At 55.1% G+C, this 25,709-nt stretch carries 22 protein-coding genes; 12 read left to right on the top strand and 10 right to left on the bottom strand.

Going from position 1 to position 25,709, the window contains the following annotated elements; translation table 11 throughout:
- Positions 1-98: 98 nt before the first annotated feature.
- The 3 genes from NKH70_RS23000 to NKH70_RS22990 all read right to left on the bottom strand — a co-directional run bounded on the left by NKH70_RS23000 (position 99) and on the right by NKH70_RS22990 (position 1,912).
- Positions 99-758, bottom strand: a complete 660-nt coding sequence (locus tag NKH70_RS23000; protein ID WP_292653611.1) for a TerC family protein — start codon at positions 756-758, stop codon at positions 99-101.
- 192 nt (positions 759-950) lie between these two features.
- On the bottom strand, positions 951-1,358 hold the full coding sequence (locus NKH70_RS22995; RefSeq protein WP_352466186.1) for a DUF930 domain-containing protein: 408 nt from the start codon (positions 1,356-1,358) through the stop codon (positions 951-953).
- Between the two features lie 212 nt (positions 1,359-1,570).
- Positions 1,571-1,912 carry a hypothetical protein gene (locus NKH70_RS22990; protein ID WP_353026080.1) on the bottom strand — a complete coding sequence of 114 codons (342 nt, stop codon included), beginning with the start codon at positions 1,910-1,912 and terminating at the stop codon, positions 1,571-1,573.
- A 543-nt stretch (positions 1,913-2,455) separates the two neighbouring features.
- Between NKH70_RS22990 and NKH70_RS22985 the strand changes: the two genes are divergently transcribed.
- Complete coding sequence (locus NKH70_RS22985; RefSeq protein WP_353026078.1) at positions 2,456-3,121, top strand: hypothetical protein; 666 nt, start codon at positions 2,456-2,458, stop codon at positions 3,119-3,121.
- Positions 3,122-3,353: 232 nt separating this feature from the next.
- Here NKH70_RS22985 and NKH70_RS22980 read toward each other — a convergent pair whose 3' ends face one another.
- Entirely contained in the window at positions 3,354-3,932 is a 579-nt protein-coding gene (locus tag NKH70_RS22980) for a hypothetical protein (protein WP_353026077.1), read from the bottom strand.
- On the opposite strand from NKH70_RS22980, the gene NKH70_RS22975 reads away from it, so the two are divergent.
- Both NKH70_RS22975 and NKH70_RS22970 read left to right on the top strand, forming a co-directional pair.
- Entirely contained in the window at positions 3,931-4,092 is a 162-nt protein-coding gene (locus tag NKH70_RS22975) for a hypothetical protein (RefSeq protein ID WP_353026075.1), read from the top strand. The genes NKH70_RS22980 and NKH70_RS22975 overlap by 2 nt on opposite strands.
- Positions 4,089-4,373: a hypothetical protein gene (locus tag NKH70_RS22970; protein ID WP_353026074.1), complete on the top strand. Its 285-nt coding sequence runs from the start codon at positions 4,089-4,091 to the stop codon at positions 4,371-4,373. The genes NKH70_RS22975 and NKH70_RS22970 overlap by 4 nt, the downstream gene beginning before the upstream one ends.
- Positions 4,374-4,454: 81 nt before the next feature.
- Here the strand turns inward: NKH70_RS22970 and NKH70_RS22965 are convergent, their stop codons facing one another.
- Together NKH70_RS22965 and NKH70_RS22960 are read right to left on the bottom strand one after the other, a co-directional pair.
- On the bottom strand, positions 4,455-5,390 hold the full coding sequence (locus tag NKH70_RS22965; protein ID WP_353026072.1) for an IS1595 family transposase: 936 nt from the start codon (positions 5,388-5,390) through the stop codon (positions 4,455-4,457).
- A 68-nt stretch (positions 5,391-5,458) separates the two neighbouring features.
- Entirely contained in the window at positions 5,459-5,743 is a 285-nt protein-coding gene (locus NKH70_RS22960; RefSeq protein WP_353026070.1) for a hypothetical protein, read from the bottom strand.
- A 423-nt stretch (positions 5,744-6,166) separates the two neighbouring features.
- Between NKH70_RS22960 and NKH70_RS22955 the strand changes: the two genes are divergently transcribed.
- Positions 6,167-6,469 (top strand): hypothetical protein, encoded by a 303-nt coding sequence (locus NKH70_RS22955; RefSeq protein WP_353026068.1) that lies wholly within the window; start codon positions 6,167-6,169, stop codon positions 6,467-6,469.
- A gap of 450 nt (positions 6,470-6,919) precedes the next feature.
- Here the strand turns inward: NKH70_RS22955 and NKH70_RS22950 are convergent, their stop codons facing one another.
- From NKH70_RS22950 to NKH70_RS22940, 3 genes are all read right to left on the bottom strand, one after another.
- Entirely contained in the window at positions 6,920-7,999 is a 1,080-nt protein-coding gene (locus NKH70_RS22950) for an IS5 family transposase (RefSeq protein WP_353026067.1), read from the bottom strand.
- 3,814 nt (positions 8,000-11,813) lie between these two features.
- Positions 11,814-12,590 carry a VHL beta domain-containing protein gene (locus NKH70_RS22945; protein WP_353026065.1) on the bottom strand — a complete coding sequence of 259 codons (777 nt, stop codon included), beginning with the start codon at positions 12,588-12,590 and terminating at the stop codon, positions 11,814-11,816.
- An 834-nt stretch (positions 12,591-13,424) separates the two neighbouring features.
- Positions 13,425-13,775, bottom strand: a complete 351-nt coding sequence (locus NKH70_RS22940; RefSeq protein ID WP_353026064.1) for a hypothetical protein — start codon at positions 13,773-13,775, stop codon at positions 13,425-13,427.
- A 1,669-nt stretch (positions 13,776-15,444) separates the two neighbouring features.
- On the opposite strand from NKH70_RS22940, the gene NKH70_RS22935 reads away from it, so the two are divergent.
- From NKH70_RS22935 to NKH70_RS22910, 6 genes are all read left to right on the top strand, one after another.
- Complete coding sequence (locus NKH70_RS22935) at positions 15,445-16,119, top strand: hypothetical protein (RefSeq protein ID WP_353026063.1); 675 nt, start codon at positions 15,445-15,447, stop codon at positions 16,117-16,119.
- Between the two features lie 912 nt (positions 16,120-17,031).
- A complete protein-coding gene (locus NKH70_RS22930) occupies positions 17,032-18,141 on the top strand; it encodes a helix-turn-helix transcriptional regulator (protein ID WP_353026061.1) in 1,110 nt (369 codons plus the stop codon).
- Positions 18,142-19,151: 1,010 nt separating this feature from the next.
- The gene (locus tag NKH70_RS22925) at positions 19,152-19,340 is read left to right on the top strand and encodes a hypothetical protein (protein ID WP_353026059.1); all 189 of its coding nucleotides are present in this window, start codon (positions 19,152-19,154) and stop codon (positions 19,338-19,340) included.
- A gap of 245 nt (positions 19,341-19,585) precedes the next feature.
- The gene (locus tag NKH70_RS22920; protein WP_353026058.1) at positions 19,586-20,320 is read left to right on the top strand and encodes an SH3 domain-containing protein; all 735 of its coding nucleotides are present in this window, start codon (positions 19,586-19,588) and stop codon (positions 20,318-20,320) included.
- A gap of 1,408 nt (positions 20,321-21,728) precedes the next feature.
- A complete protein-coding gene (locus NKH70_RS22915) occupies positions 21,729-22,280 on the top strand; it encodes a DUF3624 family protein (protein WP_353026171.1) in 552 nt (183 codons plus the stop codon).
- 1,254 nt (positions 22,281-23,534) lie between these two features.
- Positions 23,535-23,828, top strand: a complete 294-nt coding sequence (locus NKH70_RS22910) for an ATP-dependent DNA ligase (RefSeq protein WP_353026056.1) — start codon at positions 23,535-23,537, stop codon at positions 23,826-23,828.
- Between the two features lie 30 nt (positions 23,829-23,858).
- Here the strand turns inward: NKH70_RS22910 and NKH70_RS22905 are convergent, their stop codons facing one another.
- Positions 23,859-24,539, bottom strand: a complete 681-nt coding sequence (locus NKH70_RS22905; RefSeq protein WP_353026055.1) for a recombinase family protein — start codon at positions 24,537-24,539, stop codon at positions 23,859-23,861.
- Positions 24,540-24,733: 194 nt separating this feature from the next.
- On the opposite strand from NKH70_RS22905, the gene NKH70_RS22900 reads away from it, so the two are divergent.
- Together NKH70_RS22900 and NKH70_RS22895 are read left to right on the top strand one after the other, a co-directional pair.
- Positions 24,734-25,213 carry a TspO/MBR family protein gene (locus NKH70_RS22900; RefSeq protein ID WP_353026054.1) on the top strand — a complete coding sequence of 160 codons (480 nt, stop codon included), beginning with the start codon at positions 24,734-24,736 and terminating at the stop codon, positions 25,211-25,213.
- A 292-nt stretch (positions 25,214-25,505) separates the two neighbouring features.
- On the top strand, positions 25,506-25,676 hold the full coding sequence (locus NKH70_RS22895; protein ID WP_353026053.1) for a hypothetical protein: 171 nt from the start codon (positions 25,506-25,508) through the stop codon (positions 25,674-25,676).
- The last annotated feature ends 33 nt before the right edge of the window (positions 25,677-25,709 follow it).

The raw sequence follows: 25,709 nt of genomic DNA, 5'->3' as shown, positions 1-25,709 counted from the left end.
ATTGGTATGGGCAGCGGCTGCGGCGAAACGCAACCGCCAGTGTCGCCGAAGGCTCGCCGAAGCTGAAAGGCCGGCCGATGCGAATTCGAGTCGACGCGTCAGCTCACCGCACTGCTGACATGCGGCAAGACCTCCACCGCGCCACGGTAGATCATGTCGAGTGCGACATAGAAGATGATCAAAAGGCCGATATAGGCGATCCAGCGATGGCGGTGCAGGAGCTTGGCGATGAAGCTCGCGGCAAGGCCCATCAGCGCGATCGACAGGACGAGGCCTATCACCAGCACCTGGAAGTGATCGCGCGCTGCGCCGGCGACCGCCAGCACGTTGTCGAGCGACATCGACACGTCGGCGATGACGATCTGCAATGCTGCCTGACCCAAGGTCTTCTTGCGCGCCTTGCCGGCCACCATATCATCGCTGTTGATATCGGAATTGGACAACGCTTCGGTCGCCTCCACCTCGTCGGCATCGGACGTGCGCAGCTCGCGATACATCTTCCAGCACACCCACAGCAGCAAGATACCGCCGGCCAGCAGCAGGCCGACAATCTGCAGCAGGGTGACGGTGATCGCGGCAAAACCGATACGCAGCACCGTCGCCGCCACCACGCCGATGAGAATCGCTCTCTTGCGCTGCTCGACCGGCAAGCCCGCCGCGGCCAGGCCGATGACGATGGCGTTATCGCCTGCAAGCACGAGATCGATGGCGATGACCTGGAGCAGGGCAGAGAAGCCCGCGGCAGTGAAAATTTCCATCGACTGGAAGTCCCTTGCTGGTTGGCCGACCGTTCGCGTCGAATGCCTGGAGGGCCCTAACGTGTATGGTTCCCGGGCGTCAAGGGACTGGTTGGAACAAGGTCGGCAAACCGCCCGTTATTGCGGCAATATACAGAGTTTGCGACGATCGGCCCGAAACACCGGCAAAATGCGGCCACGGGTCGCGAATGCCTAGTTATAGAGATTGTATTTGGGCCAGTCGCTTTCCGGAATTTCATCACCGATCCGGTAGCGGAGCTGCAGGACTTCCATATGGTCCGGCGCTGTCTCGCATTTGAATTTCAGCCGGTACCATTGTCCTTTGCTACGAAACGCAGCACCCGGGCTCTTGATCGCATCGGCGCCCATTTCGGGCGTCGCAAAAGCGTAGGCGACGACACGATCGGCTTTGTATTTGTGGTCGTCGCGGGTAATCCGGTCGAGAATTTCGGCGTCGCATCGCTGCTCCAGCCGGGTTTGCGGATCGAGTTTCAGCAGGCCGGCGCGCAATGCGCTGTCCATCGCGCTGGCCGGCCAAGCCAGTATCATCCATGCGAGAACCGCAGAAAATAGTTTATTCATAGGCGGGAGAAGCATCATATTCGGGCGGAGAAATCAACCCGACGAAGCGCCAGCCGCCGGTCTGTCCGTGCTTGGCGCGGCGGGTGACAGTTTTCGCTTTGCGGCAGGTTGTTGATACCGTGAAAGAAGTGTTCGGTCGTTGAGCACCGCCACTCCGAATGATGGCGGGCACCGCTCGCCATCATCCATGCATTCGATAGTATTCATTCCCGATTGGGGATCAGGAGCGGCTACTTCATTCCGGCCAGTGCATTCACGTCGCCGCAGAACTCCGCGTAAGGCTTGCTCTGGGCCGCATCTTGGCATTCTCTCATCATCATGTTGCGCTGGGCTTTCGGCATGACCATGAAGACAACCTTGAATTCCGGCATCGGCTTCAGCGTTTTCATGCTGCTGTCGGTGTAGAATGGCCGGATGTTGTCGACCACATCGAGTGCGCCGGCGAATGCGGTGGCGCCCATGGCGGGCGGTGGTCCGCCTTGCGCCCGGAAACTCGACGTCGTGCGCGCAGGAACGAAGAAATTGGCTTCAAAATGGCGGAGGGAGTGAACCTGAAATCCAACCTTCTCCACTCACAAGTCGCAACCTGCCCGCACCGGCAAAAAAGGACGTCAGCACCATTGCGTCGGCCGGCGAGCATGCCCCACATTAATCGCGATCCGAATTGCCTGGCTCCTAACTCTCATCAGCCCGGCTCAAAGCCCTGTTAGGGTGAAAGCGGCACGATCGCCGCAGTATCTTGCATGTCGCGGCGAACAGCGGCAGCTGGACGCGGGAGGTCAAGTGGTCAAGTTCCCCCGAAGTGATCCGAATATCTACGCGCTGCATAATGGCGTCCCGCATTCTCATCTATAGCCCAAAACATTCCAAAGCACACACGAGGCGTGCCAGCTCAAGTCTTTGTCAATCAATTGCTTCGACCACACGTTGCGAACACCTGATGCCCGATTTCCTTCTTCTGCTTTGGCGTTTTCTTCTGCCGTGCCTACTCGGAAGCGCTATAGAGTGCCGGCCTCGTTGGCACCCAGACGATTTTTGTCAAGTGAACCGCTTCGTTTCCGACGAAATCCCGCTCTAGATGTGCTAAAGATCAAGGCTCCACGAGGGAGGGAACGATGGCTGAGCAGAAGGCTGGCAGAAGCAAGCAACTTTTCTTAGTGGCTGCTACGATTTTGCTTAGCAGTGGCGCAGCTATCGCAGCCGAACGGTTCTTTGTCTGTGATCGGTCCGTCGACGAATACGAAACGCCAGATGTTTCCGGCAGTGTACTCGGAACAATCGAAGCCGGAGTGCCTTTTTTTTATGACAACAGCGAGAGCTGGACAGACAGCACGCCGCATGACGCTACGGCTTGGAAAAAGGTCACCTACGGGTTTTTCCATTTCGGATGGGTCAAGGCGAATGACGTTTCAGAGTGCAGTCCGCTTGGCAATCAATCGACAGACGATCTGAAGGAGGGGTATAAATATAATCGGGGCCTTTGCAGCTCAGACGACATACATGAAGAAGATTTTGACGGAAACGTATTGGTGCTCAAGAAAGGAACAACGAGTTATAATATACCAATTCCGCTGCTGAGGGAGGTTGTTGACGCAGACGGACCTGTTGAATTTCGGTGCGCAAGAAGCAATTGCATTTCAGAGCAAGATCTTCTTCTCGGTCTACGCAGGTTGACGCGTTATGATGACAACAGCTGCGCCGGCGGCGACGATCACAATGCTGCTGCGACAGCCTTCATCTCAACTCTCACCGAGAAGCTACATGCTCAGAGCGCGCCCTAGGCGGCAATGTATTTGCACCGCTCAATGGGCAATTATCGGCTTGACGTACCAAGGTTCACAATGTCTACTGAGTCGCGACAGGCCGGCACTATCGAAGGGTATGGAGGACATGGCGTTTGGGTACCTGAAGGCATGAGCGCTCGCGACATCATGGAAGGCGCGCGAGCCTTGGAGCGTGAATTCGACATTCCACCTTTCCAATCACGGGACATGCTTCGCACTGCCTTCGCAGCTATCCATGCGGCAAAGCACTTGGCCACAGCGTCCGGATAAACCGGTCAACCTCTAACTCGAATTCAGTCATGCGATCGTAGATCAGTTCGAGTTCTATGCTCGAATAGCCAAACGTGGGCATGCCGGTGAGATCGTGTTTACGGCCTAGGTAGAGGGGCGGGCCGACGATAAATTGCGGGAGATTAGGGGAAGCCAAGGTCATTTTGCTTCTCCAGAACATGACGGGTCTGACATCCATCACGAGGCCGTGGGCAAACTCATTGCGCCGATCCGAAAACCCCCTTGCGGCAGTTGTTAGTTTGTCGAACTCCCCCTCCAGTTGTTGGCTTGGGAAATTGACAAACCATGCCTCCGCCACGCGCTGCAAACCAGCGAGCCGTTCCCGGAAAATCTTGCCGCCGCCGTATTCCTGTGTCTTCGCAAAACTTTGGTCGCCCACAAAAAGGCTGTACAACATTGCCAGTCCGAACTCGACAAACTCCCATTTGTCCAAAGCACGGCCTAGCGCTTCGAAGAGCGTTGAATCATCATGATCGCCCATGAGCGGAAATGACATTGGGTCCCAAGGATTGGACATGTCGAAAGCCCCAAAAGACAAAGACCAGGATAAGGCCGACCAGCGCCGCGACGATCTGGCTAAGCGCGTTTTGAATACGCCGCCGCAGCCCAAACATGGGAAGGGCGAAAAGAAGGCCCAACCGAAGTCCTCGAATGCTCAAAAGGAAAAGTCGAAATGACATTGGCGGCATTGGAAGAGGTCAAGCTCGGTGCCGCTAGACTGAGGGATCAAAGACATTTGGCGTCCGTTAGCGATCCAGCATTGAGGACATTGCAAATCCCCGCCGATGTCCGGTCGAAAGCTGTTGATGCGCTTAACCGAGAGGTTCGACGCATCAAGAGACGCCTGTATTTCGAGAACGCTAAGTTGCGCACGCTTAAGGTCTTTTTTCAGATTATGGCTGCGCTGTTGGTAGCCATTGCATACCTCTATCGCAGCCTGTCGCAGGCTTTCCGCTAAGCTTGTCATAAATCGTCCCTCCCGTCTGAAGGGAGAGGCTACTTCTTTTTGCGCTTGTTTAGGAGTCGCTTCGCTTTCTGCTTAAGCGTGACCGGCTTCGTTAGTCCGCCGATAGGTAAGGCGCTTCCCGACCATACCCTTGATGGCGCGTTCGCAGCGTTCGGTGTCAGTGACGCCAAGGCCGATGCGGTTGTTGTAGCGGTAGTCGAACTCGGCAAGGTAGCGGTGCAGATGGGCTTCGCTCACCTGATGATAGACGCCATTGATACCGCGCTTAAGGATCGAAAAGAAATTCTCAGCGGTGTTGATGTGCATGAAGCCGCCAAGGCGGGCATATTCATTCGCCGAATGGTTTACGGTGCCGTGGCTGGCGTATTCCTTGCCAAGCCTTGGGTACAGGGTGCTTTCGTCAGTCATAAGGGCACTGGCGCGATCGGCGGTCGTTACGATAATCGGACGCAAGGTTGCGGCGGTCACGTTGGCGACATGGAACGAGGCAACGCGCCCGTCGCGCTCGACCAGCGACAGAACGGCTTTCTTCGGGGCAGGCTCGCGATGTGCGCGGTTCTTTGCCTTGCCGCCAACATAGGCTTCGTCAGCCTCGACAACCTTGTTCTTGCCGCCAAGCGGACCAGACGACTTAGGATCGTCGCGCATGGCTTCACGCAGGCGATGGCAAAGGAACCAAGCGCTTTCGTAGGTGATGCCAAGCATGCGGTGCATCTGATGTGCGGACATGCCTTTCTTCGAAGAGGTCAACAGGTGCATCGCGGCAAGCCAAACGTTGATCTTGATATGGCTGCGCTCCATGAGCGTGCCGACGGTCACAGAGAACGGCTTGCGGCATTCCTTGCACTTGTAGACGCCCGGGCGCGTGGACTTGCCCATAAGCTTGGTGATGCGGTCGGGATTGGCATTGCCGCAATGAGGGCAGTTCGGACCATGCGGCCAATGAAGGCTTTCAAGGTGCTCGCGAGCCTTGTTTTCGTCAGTGTAGATCGGATCGGTGAGTTTCATGGGACTGCCTTTTGAATTGAAGCGATCCTATCAAGTAAGCCGTGGTACGTCAAGCCGATAATTGCCGCTCAATGGCTAACGAATGGCCCATCGACCTCGAACGCGCCAGGAAAAGTGCGGCTTGTCTGCTGACCCGACATTAGGAAAACTTGACCAGAGCCGAAACACATCTGCGCGCCCACGGCACAAGCGACCGACCAATAGACAGGATAGGGGCACTGATTTTGAAAGATATACCTTTGTCCTTCCGCGTGGATCATGGCGGCGCAGCTCGACGATTCATCGGCCAAAGACGGTGAGGCAGCCAGGAACATAGTCGCCGCAAGAAATTCCGCAATTTCCAATGTCTTCATCACCGGAGTCCTAGCTGGTTGCGACGAGAACTGCCCCCCTGTTGCGCCCTTGGGCCATCCCGCGATGTCCGACTGCCCGGGTCGAGATTGCTACCAAGGGGCGGAATTGGCAAGGGTGACGCAAATCTTCGGCGTCGGCCAGGCTCCGGATGAGAAAGCGGACTAAGGGCAGTTCCCCAAACAGCGCAGGGGCCGCCCTAAACAAGTCTTTCTCCCAGCTTTTCCTGTGCGACGGTTCGTCCCCATTGAGCTGATTTCCCCATAGTCCTTTCAAAATGGGACTATGATGACGGGAAGAGTATTGTCAGTCCCAAGAAAATAGGCAGATCGGTTAGGTGGCGGCATGCTAAAAAATGACCTTTGACAAACTTGAACGCCGCCGCAGTTATCAGGTGCGGCGCTGTTATTGGAGTAGGATAGGGTATGAAACGGTATGCTTTGTTCGCTTGCCTATCGGTCGCACTGATGGAAGGTGCAAGCTCATCAACTCATGCAGCGTCGGCCGATCAATCCAAACTGATCCTGAGGGTTGGCCAGGACATCTTCACCTCCAGCACTTCTGGCGCGTTTCATGACAAAGGTGCCGCCTGCGACCATGTGCTGCTCATGAATAAAGCGCTTTGTCTACAGAGGAATTTCTTCAACACGACAAGCGTCAAGTGCGAGTGTGAACAAGAGAGCGGTGGGACGTGGTCATGCATCGCGATCACGATTTGCCAAGACTGAAGCTGCCCCAAGTCTCGGTATTGGTGCCAGCGCACACGCCGCCGGCCTCCTCCAGTGGCTTGATTTCATCGTTCAGGTATCCGCCCGGTCCGACCTCAAGAGTCGGCCTTTCGGGCTGTCTTGGCAAGGACGAAGCGCTTAGCATATGAACGTCTACGCATTTTGGTCGTTTGAAACTGCTTCTCGACCGTTTTGCACTTACCATGGTTTGCGTTGACGCTCCTATCCTGCGCCCGGAACCGCTGAGCAAAAGTATTCCACATATCTACAATAAATTGGTATCATTTTATATCAGCTGGACACCTCGAACTACCGGCATTTCCAGAGGGAGTGGTGCGGCAATGAGGTTGTGAATAGTCTGACGCGCGGCAGTGGCTGGATTTCGGTCGTTGGGGCTGATGCTGGTTGCCGATTTCGGCATCGCGGCGGCGTTTTCCGCCGCTCTCGCCGTCATGCGAACGCAGTTCGCCCCTGGTGCCAAACGAAGCGGGTGAGATTGTAGGCGAGGTTGGCCATGCCGATCTTGGTGCGGGCGCGGGCGATGCCGATCGTGCGGACAAACAGGCCCATGCGGGATTTCTGCTGCGCGAAGACGTGCTCGACGAAAGCGCGGATCTTTGAGCGCCGGCCATTGGCCCGTGCCATCGCCTCGCTCATCGGCCGGCCTTTCGGCTTCTTGTGATGAATGTCGGAGACGTAGCCGTTCTTGTCCAGCCACGCCTCATTCTTCTTCGAGCGATAGGCGGTGTCGGCCCACACTGTCGAGCCGGTGTTGTTCTTGTCCAGCACGTTGCGAAGCTGCGCCCCGTCCCAGGCCGAGGCGCCGGTGACGTTCCAGCCGCGGATGAAGCCGTGCCGGCGATCGATCGAGGCATGGTTCTTGTAGCCGAAGGCGGGAACGGCGATATCGCGCTGCTTCGTCTTTCCCTCCTCGTCGGCCTTGGCCTTCGAGAACTTCACGGTCCAGCGCGCGTCCCGGTCCTTCTGGCGCAGCTTGGCTGGCTTCTTCTGCCACTCGTCCGGCACCTTTCCTGCCTTGATGTCGGCCTTTTCAGCATCGGAATTGCGTTGCTTCGGCGCCGCCACGATCGTGGCATCCACGATCTGGCCACCCATCGCCAGGTAACCGGCCTTGGTGAGGTGCTTGTCAAAACGGGCGAACAGCTTCTCCATCGCCCGGGCCTGCGTGAGGTGCTCCCTAAACAACCAGATCGTCTTGGCGTCGGGAACCTTGTCGCCGAGCCCCAACCCGAGGAAGCGCATGAAGGAAAGCCGGTCCTGGATCTGGAACTCGGCCTGATCGTCCGAGAGACTGTAGAGCGCCTGCAGAACCAGGACCTTGAACATCATCACTCCATCAAAGGGCGGCCGGCCGCCTTTGGCGCCATCGGAGCGCTTCAGCGCCTTGGCCAGCGGTTTCCGGAAAACCTCCCACGGCACCACCGCGTTCAGCTTCTCCAGTGGATCGCCGGCCTCGCTCAGCCGGACATAGCGCTCGTCAATATCCCAGAACCCAGCCTGGCCTCGCATCCAACGCCTCCGTGCAAATCACCAGGCGAAGTGAATCAAAATGCGTTCTCGATTGCTAGGTTTTTCGAGGTGTCCAGCTGAGTTGTCTTTCGTCTCGTAAATGGTTCATTCGTCGTTGCTGACTTTTCTGCCAGCTAGGACGAGGATCACCTGGACGCCGATGAGAACAGCGGCAATCGAGCACTATAACCGCTCATGTTGTTCGTCCAATCCTAACTCCTTTTGCAATTTTTTATCATCCGCCTCCCACTACCGTACTTATAGCCATTTCCCTCCTCGAGAGGGCGCAGACTCTACAAAAGCGCCAAGGATGCAAATGTGTTACGACAAGCACCAAATCTGGCGGCTTTGGAGAGTTTAGGCGCGCAAGGTTGCATTGCTCAATTCAGTCAATCGCCTTGGCAATTTCCCTCAGTTGCGGTATTAATACTTGGTTTGCACAACGGAATATAAAAACCGCCAAGGGAGGTAGACGATGCGATCCGCCGTGATAGTGGCAACTTCTTGTATCTCTTTGCTTTTTATCCTTTCGACCCCGATCCCTGCTACGGAGCTAAAGATGTGGACCCCTAACGAGATGGCATTCAATATGCCTGATCTAAAGGGCGTCTATGGCGGTAACTCTTTGATTTTCGTTGGGTCCAAATCGTGCACTAAGCCTGACGGAACAACCAGCGTCTGCGATAAGACATGCAACGCAGGCGAGACATTCTATGGTAACTGCGACTCTAACGGAAACGCTACCTGCGAATGCCGCAACAACTGACGCTCGCTTTGCGATGCAGGATTAGGCTGCATTCCCTAGCTGGCTGGGACAACTCTCGGACATGGGGTGCAAATACTAGGACGCTCAACCATTTGCATCCCACAGGATCGTTCGAAGACGCAAAGGCTGAATGGGCAGCGAGTTAGCAGGAGCCGACCGGGAAGTTCATTTCGCCAGGGGTGGCCATACCCCGATCTGTGCCAGGAATAGGGTCCGAAAGCAGGTGCAACGTGACAACCCCGAAAATACTTATAGAATTCCTTCGGCACGGGAAGTTGAGTTTAATGGCGAGATTTTTGCTGGGCTCCATGAATGCGCTGGCGCTTTTAGCGGCTTCGGTGAATTTTTCGCAAGGTTCCGAAGAAGTCTATTTGTCCTGCGACTTCAGATGCGAAAGCGGCAATTTATGTGACGGAGACTATGGGACCATAAACCATGCGCCGTTCACTATAAATCTCTTATTGAAAAGAATCTCCTCACCCGTTCCTGACTTTAACTGGCTATCATCTGAAGACACGGTATTCTCAATATCAGAAAGTGTCGCATCGGCAGAATGGCACGTTGTACATAAGCTCACGTCAGATGTCTCTATTTCCGATTTTCGAAGGCTAAGCATTAGTCGGACGGATCTATCGTTGCGATGGGATTTTCAGACCAATGATATTGGAACACAGAAATATGATTCTTACACGAAAATTGGTGAATGTACGTTAACAGAACCTAGATTTTGATACCAATGCAATGCAGGGTAGTTAAGCAGGGATGCTCCCAAGCGCAGGCGAACATGTTGTTAGCGCTAGAAACCTCCTCGAAATATGATCCTGCCGAGTTGCATCCGGTCTGCATCACGCGCTTGCATGAAGCCCACTGCTGATGGCGATATTCAGTGGGGATACCGACGACAATGTGACGGTCGTTGGTTGGTCACACGGGCGTGAAGGGTGAAGACTATGGCTCGCCGAACTCCAACGGCGTGTCTTTCGGCGGCGGCCGATTGCAACCGGTCAGAAATCGACACGACTGCAGATATAAACGAAAGCAGAATTCTGGCCGAAGGGAGCGTTTCTGGTCCAAACGGCGGCTTATACGTTCTCGATGACGATTAGTCGTATCGACGGCACTTACAAATCCCGACGTGCGACGCCGCTTCACTGACGAGAATCCGGCCGGAGGGAAGTTGCCGAATCGATCGAACGCGCCATTCGCGTCCACATCGATTATTCGAAGCGGAATTGGAAGGACAAGGCTCTCGTCCGCATTCAAGACCGGATGCGAAAATGAATTGACGGCAGGAGGCGACGGAGGACGGAGGGGCTGGAAGCGATGTGCGGCTTGAATCCGACAGGGGGGCTGATCAGCCCGGAACCGGACCAGTGGTGGCACAACCTGGAATGGAAGGCGGAAGCCAGCCGATTGTCCCGCTGCCCGCGCAACCGGCACCAGGGCCAGCTCAGACTGGGCCGCTCCGCGTGCTGCCCGCCGATGTCGCTCTCAAGCCAAACACTTTGCGTCGATAACGTAGAATAATACAACGAGCTCTAATTTAGTACCCGCTTATAGATTGCTGGATTGGCGGAATTGCCGTATGCTTCTAGGACTGCCGTGTTCAAGTCGTTGTTGAGCACGCGGGCCTTAATTTCAATCACCGCTTTTGAAAACACGGGAGGACAGTCATGTCGAAGTTTTTGTCGTACATAGCGCTATTGGCACTTGTCACCTTCTCTGGAGCCTATCTGCTACAGGGCACCAGCCCTGCACATGCCTGCGAATGCGAGGATGGAACGGGCTGCCAGAAAAACAGCGCAGGCGAGGCGTGCTCCGCTAAATGAGCGATCGCAAAATGTGCTGCACCACTCCAGCGCAGGCTGGAGGCCGGACGCATTGAACTTTGAAATCGTCGCGTCGGGTTCGGTAAATTGTTCCCGGCAGCTGTCAAATATGATGGAGGAGAAAATGCTTCGCCTATCAACTATTTTGCTAGTGTTGACGTTCTGCGGCACGTCGATTGCTAATGCTCTAGAGTGTACCAAGTCAGACGGATCTAAGTTTTTGTGCTGGTGTACTGACAAAGACGGTCAAGAGCAGCACGCAGCGAAATGCGCAGAGGGCAGCGGCGAAGGGACCGCTCAGTAGATTCGTCCTGAGCTGCAGGGGTTTCGTTAGGCGGCGGCAACGGACACCGGAGCTATTGTGTCGCGGTGGCGACCGGTCCCTTGGGTTGAATGCTGTCCATGCGCAGCACAGCCGACCGACACATGCCAATTTTATGCAATGAGGAAGGAGGACCATTATGACGAGTGTATCACACTTGAGCCGCGCGCTTGCGCTTTCAGCTTGCATTTCATTGGGGCTCACAACTTTGGCCCGTGCCGCGTGCGACGCTAGTACTGACGTTGCGAGCGACTGTCTCGACAATGTCACCGAAGCAGCAAAGGACGTCGTGGGTGCGGGTAGCGATGCCCAAAAATCCGAAAGCGTTGGCGAAGCGGTTGGAAATTGCATTCAATGTGCTGCCGAGTCACTTTCGGATCAAGTTCAACAATTGGGATCCGACCAAGATCAGTCGGAGTGATATTTTCGCGACATCTCGCTGGTGCATGACGCCAACCGGCAGCGACGATCATAATGCCGCTGCGACGGCCTTCGTCTCTTCGTCTCAACTCTCACTGAGAAGCTCAAGAAACGCCCAAGAGCATGGCGGTGTCTCAATGATGGCCCATCGACCTCGACGGCAAGAATGCGGCTGGTCTGCTCGCCCGAGATTAAGAAACCTGACCAGACCCGAAGACCCGAAGACATCTGCGCGCCGACAGCACAGGCGAACAGCCGACCGACCAGTAGACGGCATAGGGCATAGGCCACTGATTTTGGTAAATATACCTTTGTCCCTCCGCGTGGGTCATGGCGGCTCAGCTCGAGGATTCATCAGCCATAGACAGTGAGGTATCGAGGTATCCAGCTATCCAGCAGCACATGGCGGCACAAAGTGTTGCAAAGCCTATAGTCTTCGTCATCGCAGTCATCGATGCCAGGATTGGCACAGAGTCCCTACCAGCAAGAAAAACTTGAGTCATAGGTCAATGAATCTGGTTCGCCGGAACCATACCCGACGTGGAGGAGTGCTGTGAGCAGAAAATGGCAATCGTAGGATTGTCCTTTGTAGCTCAATTTATATGAGCTGCTCACCTGATCGTTTGCGCGTAAAGACGATAGCGCTTCCTCGGACAATCCGGTTTCCGTAACCGTCGGTGGTTCGTCAAAACCGCAAGCGTCGCCCTCATTTGCGCACGCCTGCAGCTGCTTGGCTGTAGCTGCAAGAAAAGGCGCAGCGGGACCAAACCCCTGCTGCCTTCCGCAACTAAGTTCGGTTGCCGTCATGCGAGAGCACGTCATCGCGGAAATCAGGGTCGAAAACATATAGTGGTCGGCAAGTGTGCCAGACGTGTCTGGCCGTAGGGCCTCGTTGATCAACGCCAGATCACGGCTGGTGCCTTTCTCAGGCAGAACAATTTCAAGGCAGTTTCCATTTTCGTCCGCGACCAACCAGGGGTGGGTGACGAAAGTGTTTATCTCAAGGGACTGACCAGGGCCCACGGTGCCATATGATTTGCGAGCCCCATAATAGTCGAGCCAATACAAGCTAGTCGTCATGCTGCTATTGTTTCGAAATTCGATAACGACCTTACGTTTATATGAGACCGAGTGACGGGAGCCTTCTTCGGAACAGGAGACCGGAGTCGCAGAGAAGCTCGGCCAGGTGCCTAAGAGTGTTACAACTAGGGTCCCCAAAAGCGCTGTCGTGATCCATCTCGCCAGATTGATCATGAAAGTAACCTCGTGCCTTGTCTTATTCGACGGGGTCGCGAAACACTTATCAAACCGGAGGGAAGCCTTCGGTTCACACAATATGCGCCCAAGCTAATACGATAACAATCCCGTCTCTCGCGCGTCCCGGGCATACAGTCTTGTGGTTGCACTGGGCGGTTGACGTGGCAGGCACCCGATCTCGAAAAAACGGGAAACCGAAATCTCGGCTCAGTTACGAGAGGATAAGGATAAGGCAATTTCCCGCCTATCTGCCCCCGCAACCGGCACCATGGCCAGCTCAGCCTCAGCGGCACCAGCACGGCTAGGCTGAACGCCGGTACAATCAGCGGGCAGATAGCCGACGCCTGTCTAGCCAGCTAGGGAATGTCCGCTTTTGGCGTGCTATGCCGCCGTCCTCGCAGAAGCCGGATTATGCCGGCTTGAACCTCGGGAGGTGGCCGGTCTCGATTTGCAACAACGGCGTTACGCAAGTGGCCGGTGCCTTGGGCCGCCATCCCCCATTCAGGCTCTCCACGCTCTTTCATGAGCGCCTACAGCCATGTCCGTTACTGACCACCGGATGAAGCCGCCTTCAAGAGCTCATCCCAAATGGGATTAAAACGGTCGCGCAACCGCTGGTCTGCAAGCAATTGCTTTTTGTATGGATCGGCTTCATCGGTGTCCGGAGCGCTATGAGCTCGGCCGGCGGGCCGTGCTCGAGCTCTCGAGCTCAAGGCCGTGGCCTGAGAACACCGTTTACGATCTAGGGATCATTCCCTGCTGCGACTAGATGGCCCCTTTGGCTTGTAAGTAGTACGTGTTCGGTGCCTGCTAGAGAGGCGGAGAAGTCTATCAATTGGGATGGCACGGCATGATTTTACGCATCTGCAAAACGGCGGCTTGTTGTTTGCTTTGTCTCATCTCCATATCGATGGCGAGAGCAGCGACTTTTGAGGGGTGGCAATGTGCCGCCGAGCAGCGGAACTGCGAGAAAGGATGTGGCCCCCCAAAGGCCTCCGACCCAGTGTATCCTCCGTGCTGGAAGGCCTGCGCAGCCGCCAGAAAATCCTGTTCAGAAGCGGCTCTGGCCAAAATGCGTCGGGAACTGGAGGCAGACAAAGCAAGCCGCGCATGCGATCCGGCAACCAATGCCGCCGCTGTGAAGGAAGCGCGCGAGGCGTTGAATAAGGTAAACAAGTTCATCACTCAATTGAAGTCTCTGGGACTTCCAGTTCCCTCGGCCTTGGTTGGCGCTGTAACCCACGCCGCGAGCGCCGGCGTGAATCTCGGGGAAGCTGCTGGCCAGGTGGACGCGGAGATTCAGAAGATTGTTAACAACAAAATGAAATTGTGCGCGGGCCTACCTGACGAACAGGTAGGAGAATGTGAAGCAAGAGTCGCTCGTCAATGGCAGGCTCGGAACGTGCAAGCTACCCTGGACTGGTCCAATACGCATTCTGTCTTTCGGCGTGCTGTCGACAGCCGTTGCCCAATTCAATAGCCGTTTGATGTTCGCGGAAAATCTTGCGTCTCGATGTCTGAGTGAAGGCGGACGCCATTTTGAAGGCGGAAACGGCCGCCCGCCCCGCTCAATGGCAGTTGCACTACGCAGCGGAGGCGATCACGTGAACAGCGGCGGTGGGAGCCACTACGATGAGCGCCAAGCCGCCGGCAGGACGCCAGGCGCGAACGAGGCCGAGCCATGGGTGCGGCACTGAGGGCACTCATCCTGTGCCTGGCACTCCTGGCTGCGTCACGTCCGCGCCAGTCGAACCTTTGGTGCGACAACCACCCGTGCCGATCGCGGCTGCTTTTGCCGTGATGACCCGGCCGGAACTCGAAGACATGAACCCGTAGTCTCTTGGCGTTAAATGGTGCGGAGGGAAGCTGTGATGCATGACGTTTTTGGATTTCGTCGGGATCAAGGAGCCCAGTTCTAGTTGCCGCCCTAGCGGGGGGCGTATTATCTCGACACCGCTACAAGATGAGGGAATGGTGCATCGCCAATCTGTGGTGCGCTTGCCGCCGCCTGTTGACGCTTCCGGGTGTGAGCTGTTCCCGACAGATCGGTCTGCGATGCCAGACTTGACAGGCGATACCAACGTGCTTGCCGTTGCGTAAGGAGCGATTCTGAAAAAGCGGAGATGATGGGCGTCGATGTTCTACTCGAAACAGCTCTTTCTCAGCCTGGGCCTTGCCTTATTGGTTAGGACCACTGGCGCTGCCTCACCCAGAGATCCATCGTCCGTGCACACTGCCTCCCCAAGTGACCAAGCGAGAGGGTAATTTTCAAATTCTGACAATCGTCAATAACTGCGGATTCAGAGTCAAGTACATCTTCCAAGTTACCTATGAAGGTCATTCGACTCGCTTGATGCCGGAAAGTGCGGGGAACCGACGGCTGGGAAGGGTGGTGGACATGGAAAGTTAGCCCCGGGCACTACGAGTGGGACGAGAAAAACATCATAATATGTTCGACTATCCGCAAGGCGACAGAATAGACGCATCAGACCGTCTATCTTATATATAATAATCTGCTAAAATGCCGCTTTGTGGCACCTGAGAAGGGAGAGGTAGGGGAGGCATTATGGAGGGATTTGCTGCAACGCTGCTGATCGGGCTGATCGCACCCAGCGGATCTATCCTGGACCGAGCCCCGCCCGGCGTAGCGCTGGTTCGCCAAGACATTTTTACTTTCTATACGTCTCACGCATTCAGTGATCAAAGCGCAGCCTGCGACCATGTGCTTACACTAGGCAAGCTCCAAGGCTCGTCAGCGAACCTCTTCAATACGACAAAGGTCGACAAATGTAACTAGGACAGCGATGGATCTTGGTCGTGTGTCGGCGTCGTAATATGCCAAGACTGACCCTTGCGCATCGAGGTCCAAATGGTTGTCTTCTGCAAATCTGCGCTGTCTTTCGGCTTAACCTGCGGGCTGCTCTTGCTGCTGGGTATGCGGGCTGAGGCTGACACCACCAGTATATTCGGGACTGGTGACGATAAGAAGATCGATGAGTTCCTGAAAAAATACAAAGACAAACGGTCGCCCGATATAAAAAAAGCAGAAAAATTCATTGCGTCGTTCGTTTGCGACGCTCCGACACGTGAATTCGATCGAATCCCGCCCGAGCCGCAATTATCTGGGTTCGAGAGCATCAAGAATGAATTCGCTGGATCAACCGAGAGATGGGTTTTTGACGAAGACCACACTTATATATTTCACAACGTTTTCAATGATTTCAAAGCGGATAAAAGTTATTATTATCGGTCAGAGGCCAACTACCGCGACCTGAATCCAAATATAAAGGTCGATGGCAACAAAATGCGTGTCGAATGTACTAATTCGGCGTGCTTCATGGTCCATCAATCTTACCACGACGGCGCGCATTTCGGTGAAATAAATATAAATGATGTCTTTCCGTTGGATGATTCCCCGACTACCTCTCAGACATATAAATTCTGTACTTCCGAGCGCGCCGAAAGAATAGCCAAGGCTTTGTCTTTCTTAATCAGTCAAAATGGCGGGAAAGAGTCCCCATTTTGAGCATTCGAAGCGGACAGGTTGCCAGTGTCGATCGCCAGCGGTGAGGGGCAGCGCAGTCTGTCGTATGCACGATGCTGGCGGTGGCGCACCTGAAGGCAAGCGGAACGGCAACTATCGCAACGGAGGCAGAACGAAACGCGCAATGGCGGCCTTGGCGGTTGTCCAGGCAATGGCGCGGATATGCCGGCAGACGATCAATGATCTACCGGATTAGCGTGAGACTTGTCGCCATGGTGCTCGCCGTCGCCTTCGCTGGCCATAGCAGGCGGTAAACGGCAAAAGGGCCTATTGCAAGTTTTCTAAACAGACCAATGGCACTCTGTTAGACGATAACTAGTGCGATCTATTTCGGCGAAACGAGATCGATGTTGGATGTTGGGGTCAGTTTGGACGGGCCGCGACATATCCATGACGAGAACCGAAACCTACAGGTCGGGGCGACGTAGTTTCGATGCGACCATGAAGGGTATCAATCGACTTAGGGAGAGCGGGATATCTTTTTCGGTCCTCTCTGTTATCGGGCCTCGCTCGATGGATGATCCGCGAGGACCTGTTCGAATTCTATAGGAACAACGGAATCAGGGACATATGCTTCAACATTGAGGAAATCGAAGGCGCAAGACGGAGTGGACGACACCACGACATGCACCCTCTGTTGCGTCGCCTGAGTTTGCTATCGCTCCTTGTGTTACGCCAATCTACGAACCTCACAATCAAGGCTAACAAAGTGACAAATTTCTCGCATGACCCAAGTGGGTCACGCGCCGAATGAGGGGAGTCATGCAAACGAATGGCGTGACGTTGCACCTGAAGAACTAGGCTTCCCGGGAAGCGGGCTACTCAAACATGGGAGAGCCAGATAGCGTTGAAACCTCTATAGCGCGAGAGCCCCGTTGCCTAGAGTGGATGGACATGATCCAAACTTTCAATCTGGATGCACTAAGCAATGCCTTCGTCGAAGCTGCGGTCGATCCGGCGCGCTGGGACGCGGCAATGGATGTAGCCGCCAAAGCCACGCGAAGCTTCGGGGCTATGCTTTTCGACATCAAGGGTCATTTGCCTAGTATACCGCGCAGTCGCGAAATGGGTCCATCGTTCGAGGCTTATGTTCGGGATGGCTGGATTGAACGGGACGAACGTTATAGCTTAGCCCCGCTCATGGTACGACGAGGGGTTGTTAGCGAACTTGACGTTCTGACACCCGAGGAGATTGCCAAGCGTCCGTACTATCAAGAATTTTTAGCCCCTTTCGGTTTGCGATGGTATGCGGGGGTAAAGGTATCGGCAGGCGATGAGTTGTGGTGTTTGTCCATTCAGCGGTCGATACAACAAGGACCTTTTTCAACATCTGAGATGCGGCTACTTGCGGAGCTCTCGAAGCGTTTGGGTTCGGCTGCTGCTCTCGCCAGAATGCTAAGCTTCGCAAGGGCGGAAGGTGCATTGGATGCCTTCAATGTGAGCGGCACGCCCGCAGTCCTGCTGGACCGAAACGCTGAGGTGATTCTCGTGAATGAGGCTGCCGACACGCTAATTCGTCGAGACCTTCGTCTGAGAGGTCGCCATCTCGCTTCTGTCAACAGGAATGCCACGGATGACTTAGAACGCGCATTGCACGCGCTGCTGCGAAACTCGACGCCAGCAGCAATGATGGCTCCGGTTCCGTTGCCACGCATCAGCGGCAGGCCACTTCTGGCCTATCCTTTGCGCCTTCCAAGAATTACATCGAACGCCCTCGCAAGTTGCCAAGCAGTTATCGTTCTTGTTGATCCGGATGTCTGTGCTCAACCGCCTGAGGTTGCCTTGCGAGCGTGCTTTGGGCTGACCTCTGCCGAGGCAAAGCTGGCGCATCGGATGTCTTCAGGCGAAGGTTTGGAAGCCGCAGCGGAACGGCTGAGAATATCCTACGAAACGGCAAGGAATCAGTTGAAGGCCATCTTTGCTAAGACTGACACTCATCGGCAGGCGGAATTGGTAGCTTTGCTTGCGAGACTACCAAATTCCACGAAAGTCGCTATTGCCTGACCCAATTGGGTCATGTGAGCTGCTGAAGATTCTGCAATACTCAATCGGAACTCGCGTCGTCTTGGCTCTTTTCCAGTGACACTGGTGAGTGCCTCCTAAGCTCTAAGGTTAAGGACAGTTCGTAATTAAAGAGTCTAGATCCGAACGCTAGCGATAGCAATCACTAATGGAGTAGGATTGATGGCGTATGCCATGCCAATGCTGATCAGGAGTATTAGCGTCTGTTTAAGTATATCAGGATTTGCGCTTGTTGGAATAACTTCCACCAGCGATGCTCAGAATCACACCGACAATCCTCCGCGAAATGGCCCCTATATCTCACCGTGCGATGGATCCAATAGTTGCAATACCGTCAACACTGGAAGCTGGGGGCCTAAACCTTCTGGAGGACTGCCCTCTAGCGGTCTTCCAGCCCCGCAGCCGCCCCCACCCGCGCCTCCTTCGGGCGGTTAAGTTTGTCTGCTGCAATGGACGAGGTGACAGGTGTGAGTCGAAAGCTTTACTTCAGTTGCGGCCCTGTGACGGTGGCGGCGCTCCTGTTGGCTTTGATAATTCTTGCTCAAGCCGACTTCCAGGCGAGGGCTGCCACGACATGCATTGTCAATGATCCTACTACCACCGCTCTGAACCTTCGCGCGACCCCGCGTGGCACTCTGCTTTCGACGATTCCGAATGGGCAAAGCGTAGAGGTCCAACAGGTCAAAAATGACAATCGTGGGCTACCTTGGGCAAGGCTGAAAAGTCCGCATGGCTGGGTTTATGCCAATTATCTAGATTGTAGCAACGCTATGCCTGTTCGCCCCAACAAGTCCTCCTTCGACGCGGTGATGGAGTTAGCGCGGACTAGATGTACCATGCCCCTGTTTCTCCCCAAGGCGTCTGGAATCCTCTGCGGGAGGGAGGGCGGTTATGATGTCGTGTGCCGACAAAGCGACGGGGGCAACGACCTTCTCGGAGGCATCTTTGTCGCAGATCAGTGCATTAGGGAGTGTGCAGCCGGAGACTGTGGAATGTCGAACGTCGAGATCGTCGGCAGCGTTAGGGCCGAGGACAGTTACGTCGATGAGCGGCCATGGTACCAAGAGTTCAGTTTTTCGGCACGAGAGATCGGGTTTTTCTGCAAGGCCAGCTTTAGCCGGATCGACGGTGACTTCTACAGTGTTTCCACGATGGTCGCATGCCAGGCGCGTCGCGAGTGAATAGCCCTACTACACCTGCGCTGCCAAGGGTCGTTGTTAGGCTCCAACTGAAGGCAATCTTCGCCAAAACTGAAACGCATCGGCAGGCGGAGTTGGTCGCGTTGCTTGCTAGATTAGTATGTACCGCTCAAACCGCGGCCGCATGACCCATCTGGGTCATGCGGGCCAGTGATGAGCCTGCAACAATCCGATCAGTGCTCGGAGCGCCTAAAGAGAAGGCGGTTTTTGGAGTCCAGGTCGTGACAATGTCGAACGTCATTGGAAGAAAAACGCTACTTCACCAAATTCCTGCGACCTTATTCATTTGTGCTGTCGTTGTTCCGGCGGTGCTGCCAGCAAATGGAGCTGAAGCACCGGCTATCGGCTCAACCTGTATCGTCAGTGACCCCAATGAGCCGACCTTAAATCTCCGGGCAGTCCCGAGAGGCAAGAAGTTAGGTGTTCTTCCGAATGGGCAGAGTGTCACGATCTCCATGATTCAGAACGATGATCGGGGCTTGCCATGGGCGCGAATTCCAGGCGGCTGGGTTTACGCCAATTTTTTGAATTGCCGCAACGTCCAACTGAATAATGACCACCCTATTACTTCAGCAACGTTGGACTCTGGCGTTGTCGGGTTATCCTGTAGTGGATACGAAAGCTGTATGAGATTTTCTAATAGTGACAACAAAGACGTATGCACTGGGATTGGGTATAAATCAACGACGGACAAAATTGACCAAACGATGCAGGTTTTAATAAATACCTCCTCGAACATAGCTGCTATTGATAAATTTGGCTCGGGTGGGTTTCACTGGACGGTCAGAAGTTCAACACTGAGGTACGATATAGGTGGCGAGGGCCTCCAATACAATATTGATCGCGTATCTGGAAAGATGTCGGGATTCTATAGCATAGGAAAGTTAGCCGAAGACGGTGCTGAACTTAATGTCTGGTTCTTTGGGTCGTGCGAGAGGATTTCGATTGACCCCAAATTCTAATTGACGGGATCATTTGGGAAGCGGTCAGGGGATTTGGTCAGTATGAGCTGGACGGGGAAAACCGCTATTACGAAATTGATCGGTATCTAGAGTTATACAAGGATACTTTGATGTTGGAAGTGCTGGACAAGGGCCAGTCACGTATTAGTCGTTCGAACCAGTGGTATCATGCACCATCTCAACGAGGCCAATTCTGCAACAATGGCTGTGTCGGTATCGTCATCACCGTGACCGGTCGGAGCACCAAAAATTCAACGGAGGTCGAGGTGTTAGAATCTCTAGAGTGGGTGCGTCGGTCGGCGATAACGCTTCCATTACTGTTGCTTGCACCTTTTACTCATGCGGAAGGTGCAAGAACCTTATGTGATTGCTTGTGTGATATCAGGCCAGATTACAACCAGTGCGCGATTTACGATAAAAGTGGAATCCCAATTGACTGGATTGGTCCCCCTGAGCAGCCTCTGCCTGAGCAGCCAGTAGACGCGCGCTGGTCCCTGGCTTCGATTGTCACAGGCAGCGGGTCACGATGAGACGCGGTTTGTTCAAACGAAGAATTGACCCGACTGATCGTTTCAATGTAACCGCCTATAAAATCGAAGGAATGCGCCAATCGCTGTCCTCAGCTCGACAAGTCTTCATATTTAAACTTCGCGCCAGAACAAAAGTGCAATACGTTTTACTTGGTGCGCAGACGTCGACGACACCACTTGGCACACGTTTCATGTCCCACAATACGCTCTATGATGGCGGTTGCGAGTCCGACGATTAAGGGACTTGCTCATAACCCAAACGGGTCAGGCGTGGTCGTTGCTGAGCGGCTAATATCTTGCGTCACGAGATTCGGACTCACCGCCAAGATGAACCAAATCCAAGGAGGAGGTAGGATGGTTCGATCATGGGTAGCAGGTTTACTGGTAACACCGCCCCGGCAGTCAAAGCAGGGGGGCGGAACAGGGCAGTGGTACGACATTATGATGAGACTGTGGCCAGGAGCGCTTGGGCGACGGAGAGCAAGAGGACCGGCATGAAATGGCGGCTTTTCAATTGGGCTATAGCTTTGAACTGTATGTTGAGTGCGGCATTCTTGCCATCCGCGACGTTAGCCCAACAGAGCGGAACTCACTATGCGACCAGCGTTGCGACGGTTGGATCAATTCCTTGGCAAAATCCACGCAGTGCTTGGGGCCGGCGTTTGACTTTAACTGTGTCTGACAGGCGGTGGTATCCCCCCGGTTGCCGAAACAAGAGAAGTTTTGCGGCCTGCGCGTATGAACATAAGGGCTGCGATCTCACTGGACAGGCGTGCGCAGCAATATGCTCTGGTTTGTGCGACGACCCCTAAACGCATCAGAAACATGCCTTGAGCAATCCGTGAGTGAATTTGGCACATCTAAATAAACATCAGCTGATGGGAGTAGATGCTATGAGCGAACAACGATTGCAGGCTGGACACTGGTCCGTCAAGTTTCTCTACGATATAGGAAGATGCCCAAAATGCATGCGTCAGTCATTCCTCGCATCCTGCATTGGTTGGTTAGCCGCTGGGATTACCTATGGATCGGGGTTCGTTACAAGTGCTGGCCCGATCTTGCACTGTTCCGTCGCGCTTGCGTTGCTCTTGTCAGGTCTTTGGCTGCTGCACCTAGTTGTATATGCGATTCGCTACTCCCTGCGGCAAACGAAGTTGCAGTCCCCGTCAGCGAAGGCTGGCGAGTATTCCCCTCTTCGGAGGTCTTTCATCGCAAATTTCTCGACTGCCTTCGCGAGCCTGGCGATTATGACCACTTTGCCGAGGATAAAGGAGTTGGAGACGCCCAAAAAGGATAGGGGTACGCAACTGGCGATGAATTGCTACGATGGCCAATGCGGCCAAGGCACTTTCTGTTGCCAATGGGGGGACAGCTCATGGTGCTGCCAGGACGGCACATCGTGTGACAGTAGTAACCACGCATGTTTTTAATTCGTGCAGAAGGAAGGGGGACGCAAATGCGGTCATGATTTCACACCACAGCTCTGGTGAACCTCGGAGGACAAGATGCGAAGCTTTCTTTTTGGCCGTCTTGGCAATTGCCACATTTGCATCAGGCAGGCGTTTTTAGCTGCCGCGGCCCTTTGGGCCTTTGTGTTAATTGCGATATCGCTAGGACAGACAAGCGCCGCAATCTACTTGGCCGCGGCATCATTTATGCTGACTTTCCTGTGGGCCGGACATATGATCGCATTTCTGTTTCGCATTCGGCTCCCGCGCAATGAACGGTTCGACGTTAGTCGACGCTCTAGTTTTTTGTTGATGGGGAGAGGTTTGTCCGCAGCGGCACTTATTTCCTTTTTCCCGCACCAGGCTCGCGCCCAATCGTATGGGGGATGTGGCAACGACGACTGCGACCCATGTTTCCGACCATTTTGGGGATCAGATGGAGGCGGTCGAGTTTGTTGGCGTTGCCATAGCTGTGGCAACGACTGTGGTGGGCAGACCTGCTAGTGCAACTCCACCTTTGGGCGCAGAGGTCAGCGCCCAAAGCGGCGATTGGGATGGCACCCGAGTGGGTGAAGGAGCGTCGTTTGACAAGATCCTTTGGCCTGAAGCTCATTCTTTTGTTGGCTTGCTTGCCGCACCATCCCAAGCTCAGCAGCTGCCTATCGTAGGCTTCGACCCAAACTTCGGGCCGATATGCCGGGGACCTATCGGTCCTGGCCCATGCGCCCAAGTCCAGCTATACATTCAGCAGCATGGCGGGCAGGCCTCGGAGCCTGGCTTACCACCGCTTCAGCAGATTGGGGTTGACGCAAACGGTGGACCTATCTGTGCGGGCCCCTTGGGCCTGGGCGTTGCGCTGCTGTTGCGCAGTATCTACAGCAAATGTACGGACAGCGTCCCCCACCGGTTGTACAGGCGAACGTGCCTGAACCTATGCAGATTGGTTTCGATCCCCGCTTTGGGCGCAGGTCCGTTGGGACCTGGCCCTTGCGCTGCCGTCCAGGCATACCTACTGCGGCCTTCGGCGCAGTCCCAGCAGCCGGTGACCGATCTGAACCAAGTACAAGTTGCGAATAGCGCTTCGGAGGGGTCTAGATCCGATGTGCAGTGCACCGGTTGGCCAAGAGCCCTGTTCGCTCCTGCAACAGGAAATTGTTGATTCCGGACGCGGACTGACGATTCCAAAATTAGAAGTTTTGTCGCAGGGGACAGTCGCTTGATGCGCTTAGTGAGGCGGTGGTCACCAACGCGGGCGGCCTGCCCGACTACGACGCGCTGCAGAAGGCCGTCCACAGCGATCCCTACGCCATGATCCTCGGCGCCTTCGACATCATGTATTTGGACGGCCACGACCTGCGCGACGTCGGCTGCAAGGCACGCCGCGAGATCCTGTTCGGCATCATCAAGCCCAACAGCCGCATCCAGTTCAGCGAAGCCATCCCCGGCGATCCCACGGCGATCTTCTATCTCGCCGATCAGGTTGGTCTGGAGGGGATCGTCTCCAAACGCGTAGGATGCTCGCATCTGTGATCTAGGCCAGATCCAGCAAATTCCCGCCTATTAAAGCTGGGCAGCAGCTTGCCGCGCGAGAACGTTGCGCACATTCGAGACCTGCCATTGGCCATTGCGCGCTGCGCGGACGCCGCGATTATTCAAGGCGATTGCCAGGCCACGCAGGCTGGTGATGCCGGAGCGCTGAATGGATGCGATGATTGGCAGCACGGTCTGCGCAAACCGGTCGGCTTCTTCGATCGACATCTTCCGACCCTTCGCCGCAGCTTCGGCGGTGTTGGTCGGATTGCCGAGCTTTATGCTCATCCTGCGTGAGGCGAGGGCGGCTTTGGTACGCTCCGAGATCAATCGACGCTCCTTTTCGGCCAAAGCGGCGTAAAGGTGCAGCATAAACGGGTCGGCGTCAGCGCCGAGTTCGGCGACGATGAACGGAACGCGCTGAACCATCAGTCCGGCAATGAAGGCGACATCTCGGGAGAGGCGATCGAGCTTGGCCACCACGACCGGGCATTTGGCGTGGCGGGCGAGGGCGAGGGCGGCTGTCAGTTGTGGCCGCCGATCGAGGGCATCCGCACCCTTTCCGGTCTCGATCTCGGTAAACTCCTGGAGGATGATCATTCCCTCGGCCTCGGCAAAGCGGGCAACGGCGACGCGCTGGGCCTCGATGCCCAAGCCTGAACGTCCTTGTCGCTGTGTCGAAACCCGATAGTAGGCGACCGCGCGCGGCATGTTGCTAATTCCTGGGGTGTTCAAACTGCAAACCACCGTTTGCAGTGTGCTCGCCGGCCCCATCAAGGCAAGTTCTTTCTGGTCTTAGCCGGGTAGGCTTTGTCGCCGCGCAACATATGGGTTTGCGACTGCGGCGGTGAAACTTCGCCGACCCCTCCAGCGTTACTGCGTCTCTGTTCAACACAAGGGGCATCATGATCAATCCGGGGACGAGCACGCTTCTTCTCATTCTGGCGGCTATCGTGCCGGTCGCGGCGGCGGCAATTGCCGGCAATCTCGCTACCATTCCCAACGTACCGACATGGTACGCCCACCTGACCAAACCCTCTTTCAACCCACCGAATTCGGTATTTGCCCCGGTGTGGACGACGCTGTACCTGATGATGGCCTATGCTTTCTATCGCGTGCTGAAAGCTAACGCCGACTGGATCAGCTTTGCGGTGGCGATCTTTCTAATTCAGATCACGCTCAACGCGGCCTGGTCGTGGGTGTTCTTTTCATTCCACAGCCCGCGAGGTGGCCTCGTGGTCATCACGCTTCTCTGGCTTGCGATCGTCCTAACCATCCTGGCGTTCTGGCAGATTGATCCGACGGCCTCGATGCTACTTTGGCCTTACCTGTTGTGGGTCAGCTTCGCGGCAGCATTGAACTGGGAAATCGATCGACTCAACTGACGCTATTTTGGAATGTGCGACGACCACCTTGCACTGAGGAGGGCTTGGGGTGGTTTCTTGAAGTTCAGGCCCTAGTACCCGGTGACCTCGGAGCGCGACTGATGTGCCACTCGAGCAAGGCATCCTGATCGTCTTCGTCGTCCTCGGCATAGGGTGCCTCGTAGGCGACGCACATCAGCAACTCATGTCTGGCCTGGGGAAATAGCCTGCGCACCGTTCAGGTTCGCTGACGCGAAGTCTTGAGCGTGCTCAGCCGGTGTCCTATAGGCCACTCTGACTAATGGGGTTCAACATGCACGAAAAACTGTCAGCTCTCTCAAAACGTCTCAAGGACGAGCAGCGCGATCTACTTCTCGCCGCCGCCGAGCAGGAGACAATACCGAGCGCCAGCACGATTCAACCAGTGGCCATGCTTGAGCTCAATATCGCTGCCATTGAGAATACCCTCGCCGACGAAAAATGATCCGAGCGGGGAAATGAGCGGACCAGCCGTCCG

The sequence above is a fragment of the Mesorhizobium sp. M0991 genome, assembly GCF_040318915.1.
In the GTDB taxonomy this organism is placed as follows: Bacteria; Pseudomonadota; Alphaproteobacteria; order Rhizobiales; family Rhizobiaceae; genus Mesorhizobium.
The sequence above is the reverse complement of the archived record's forward strand: the minus strand, read 5'-3'. Positions and strand labels throughout refer to the sequence as shown.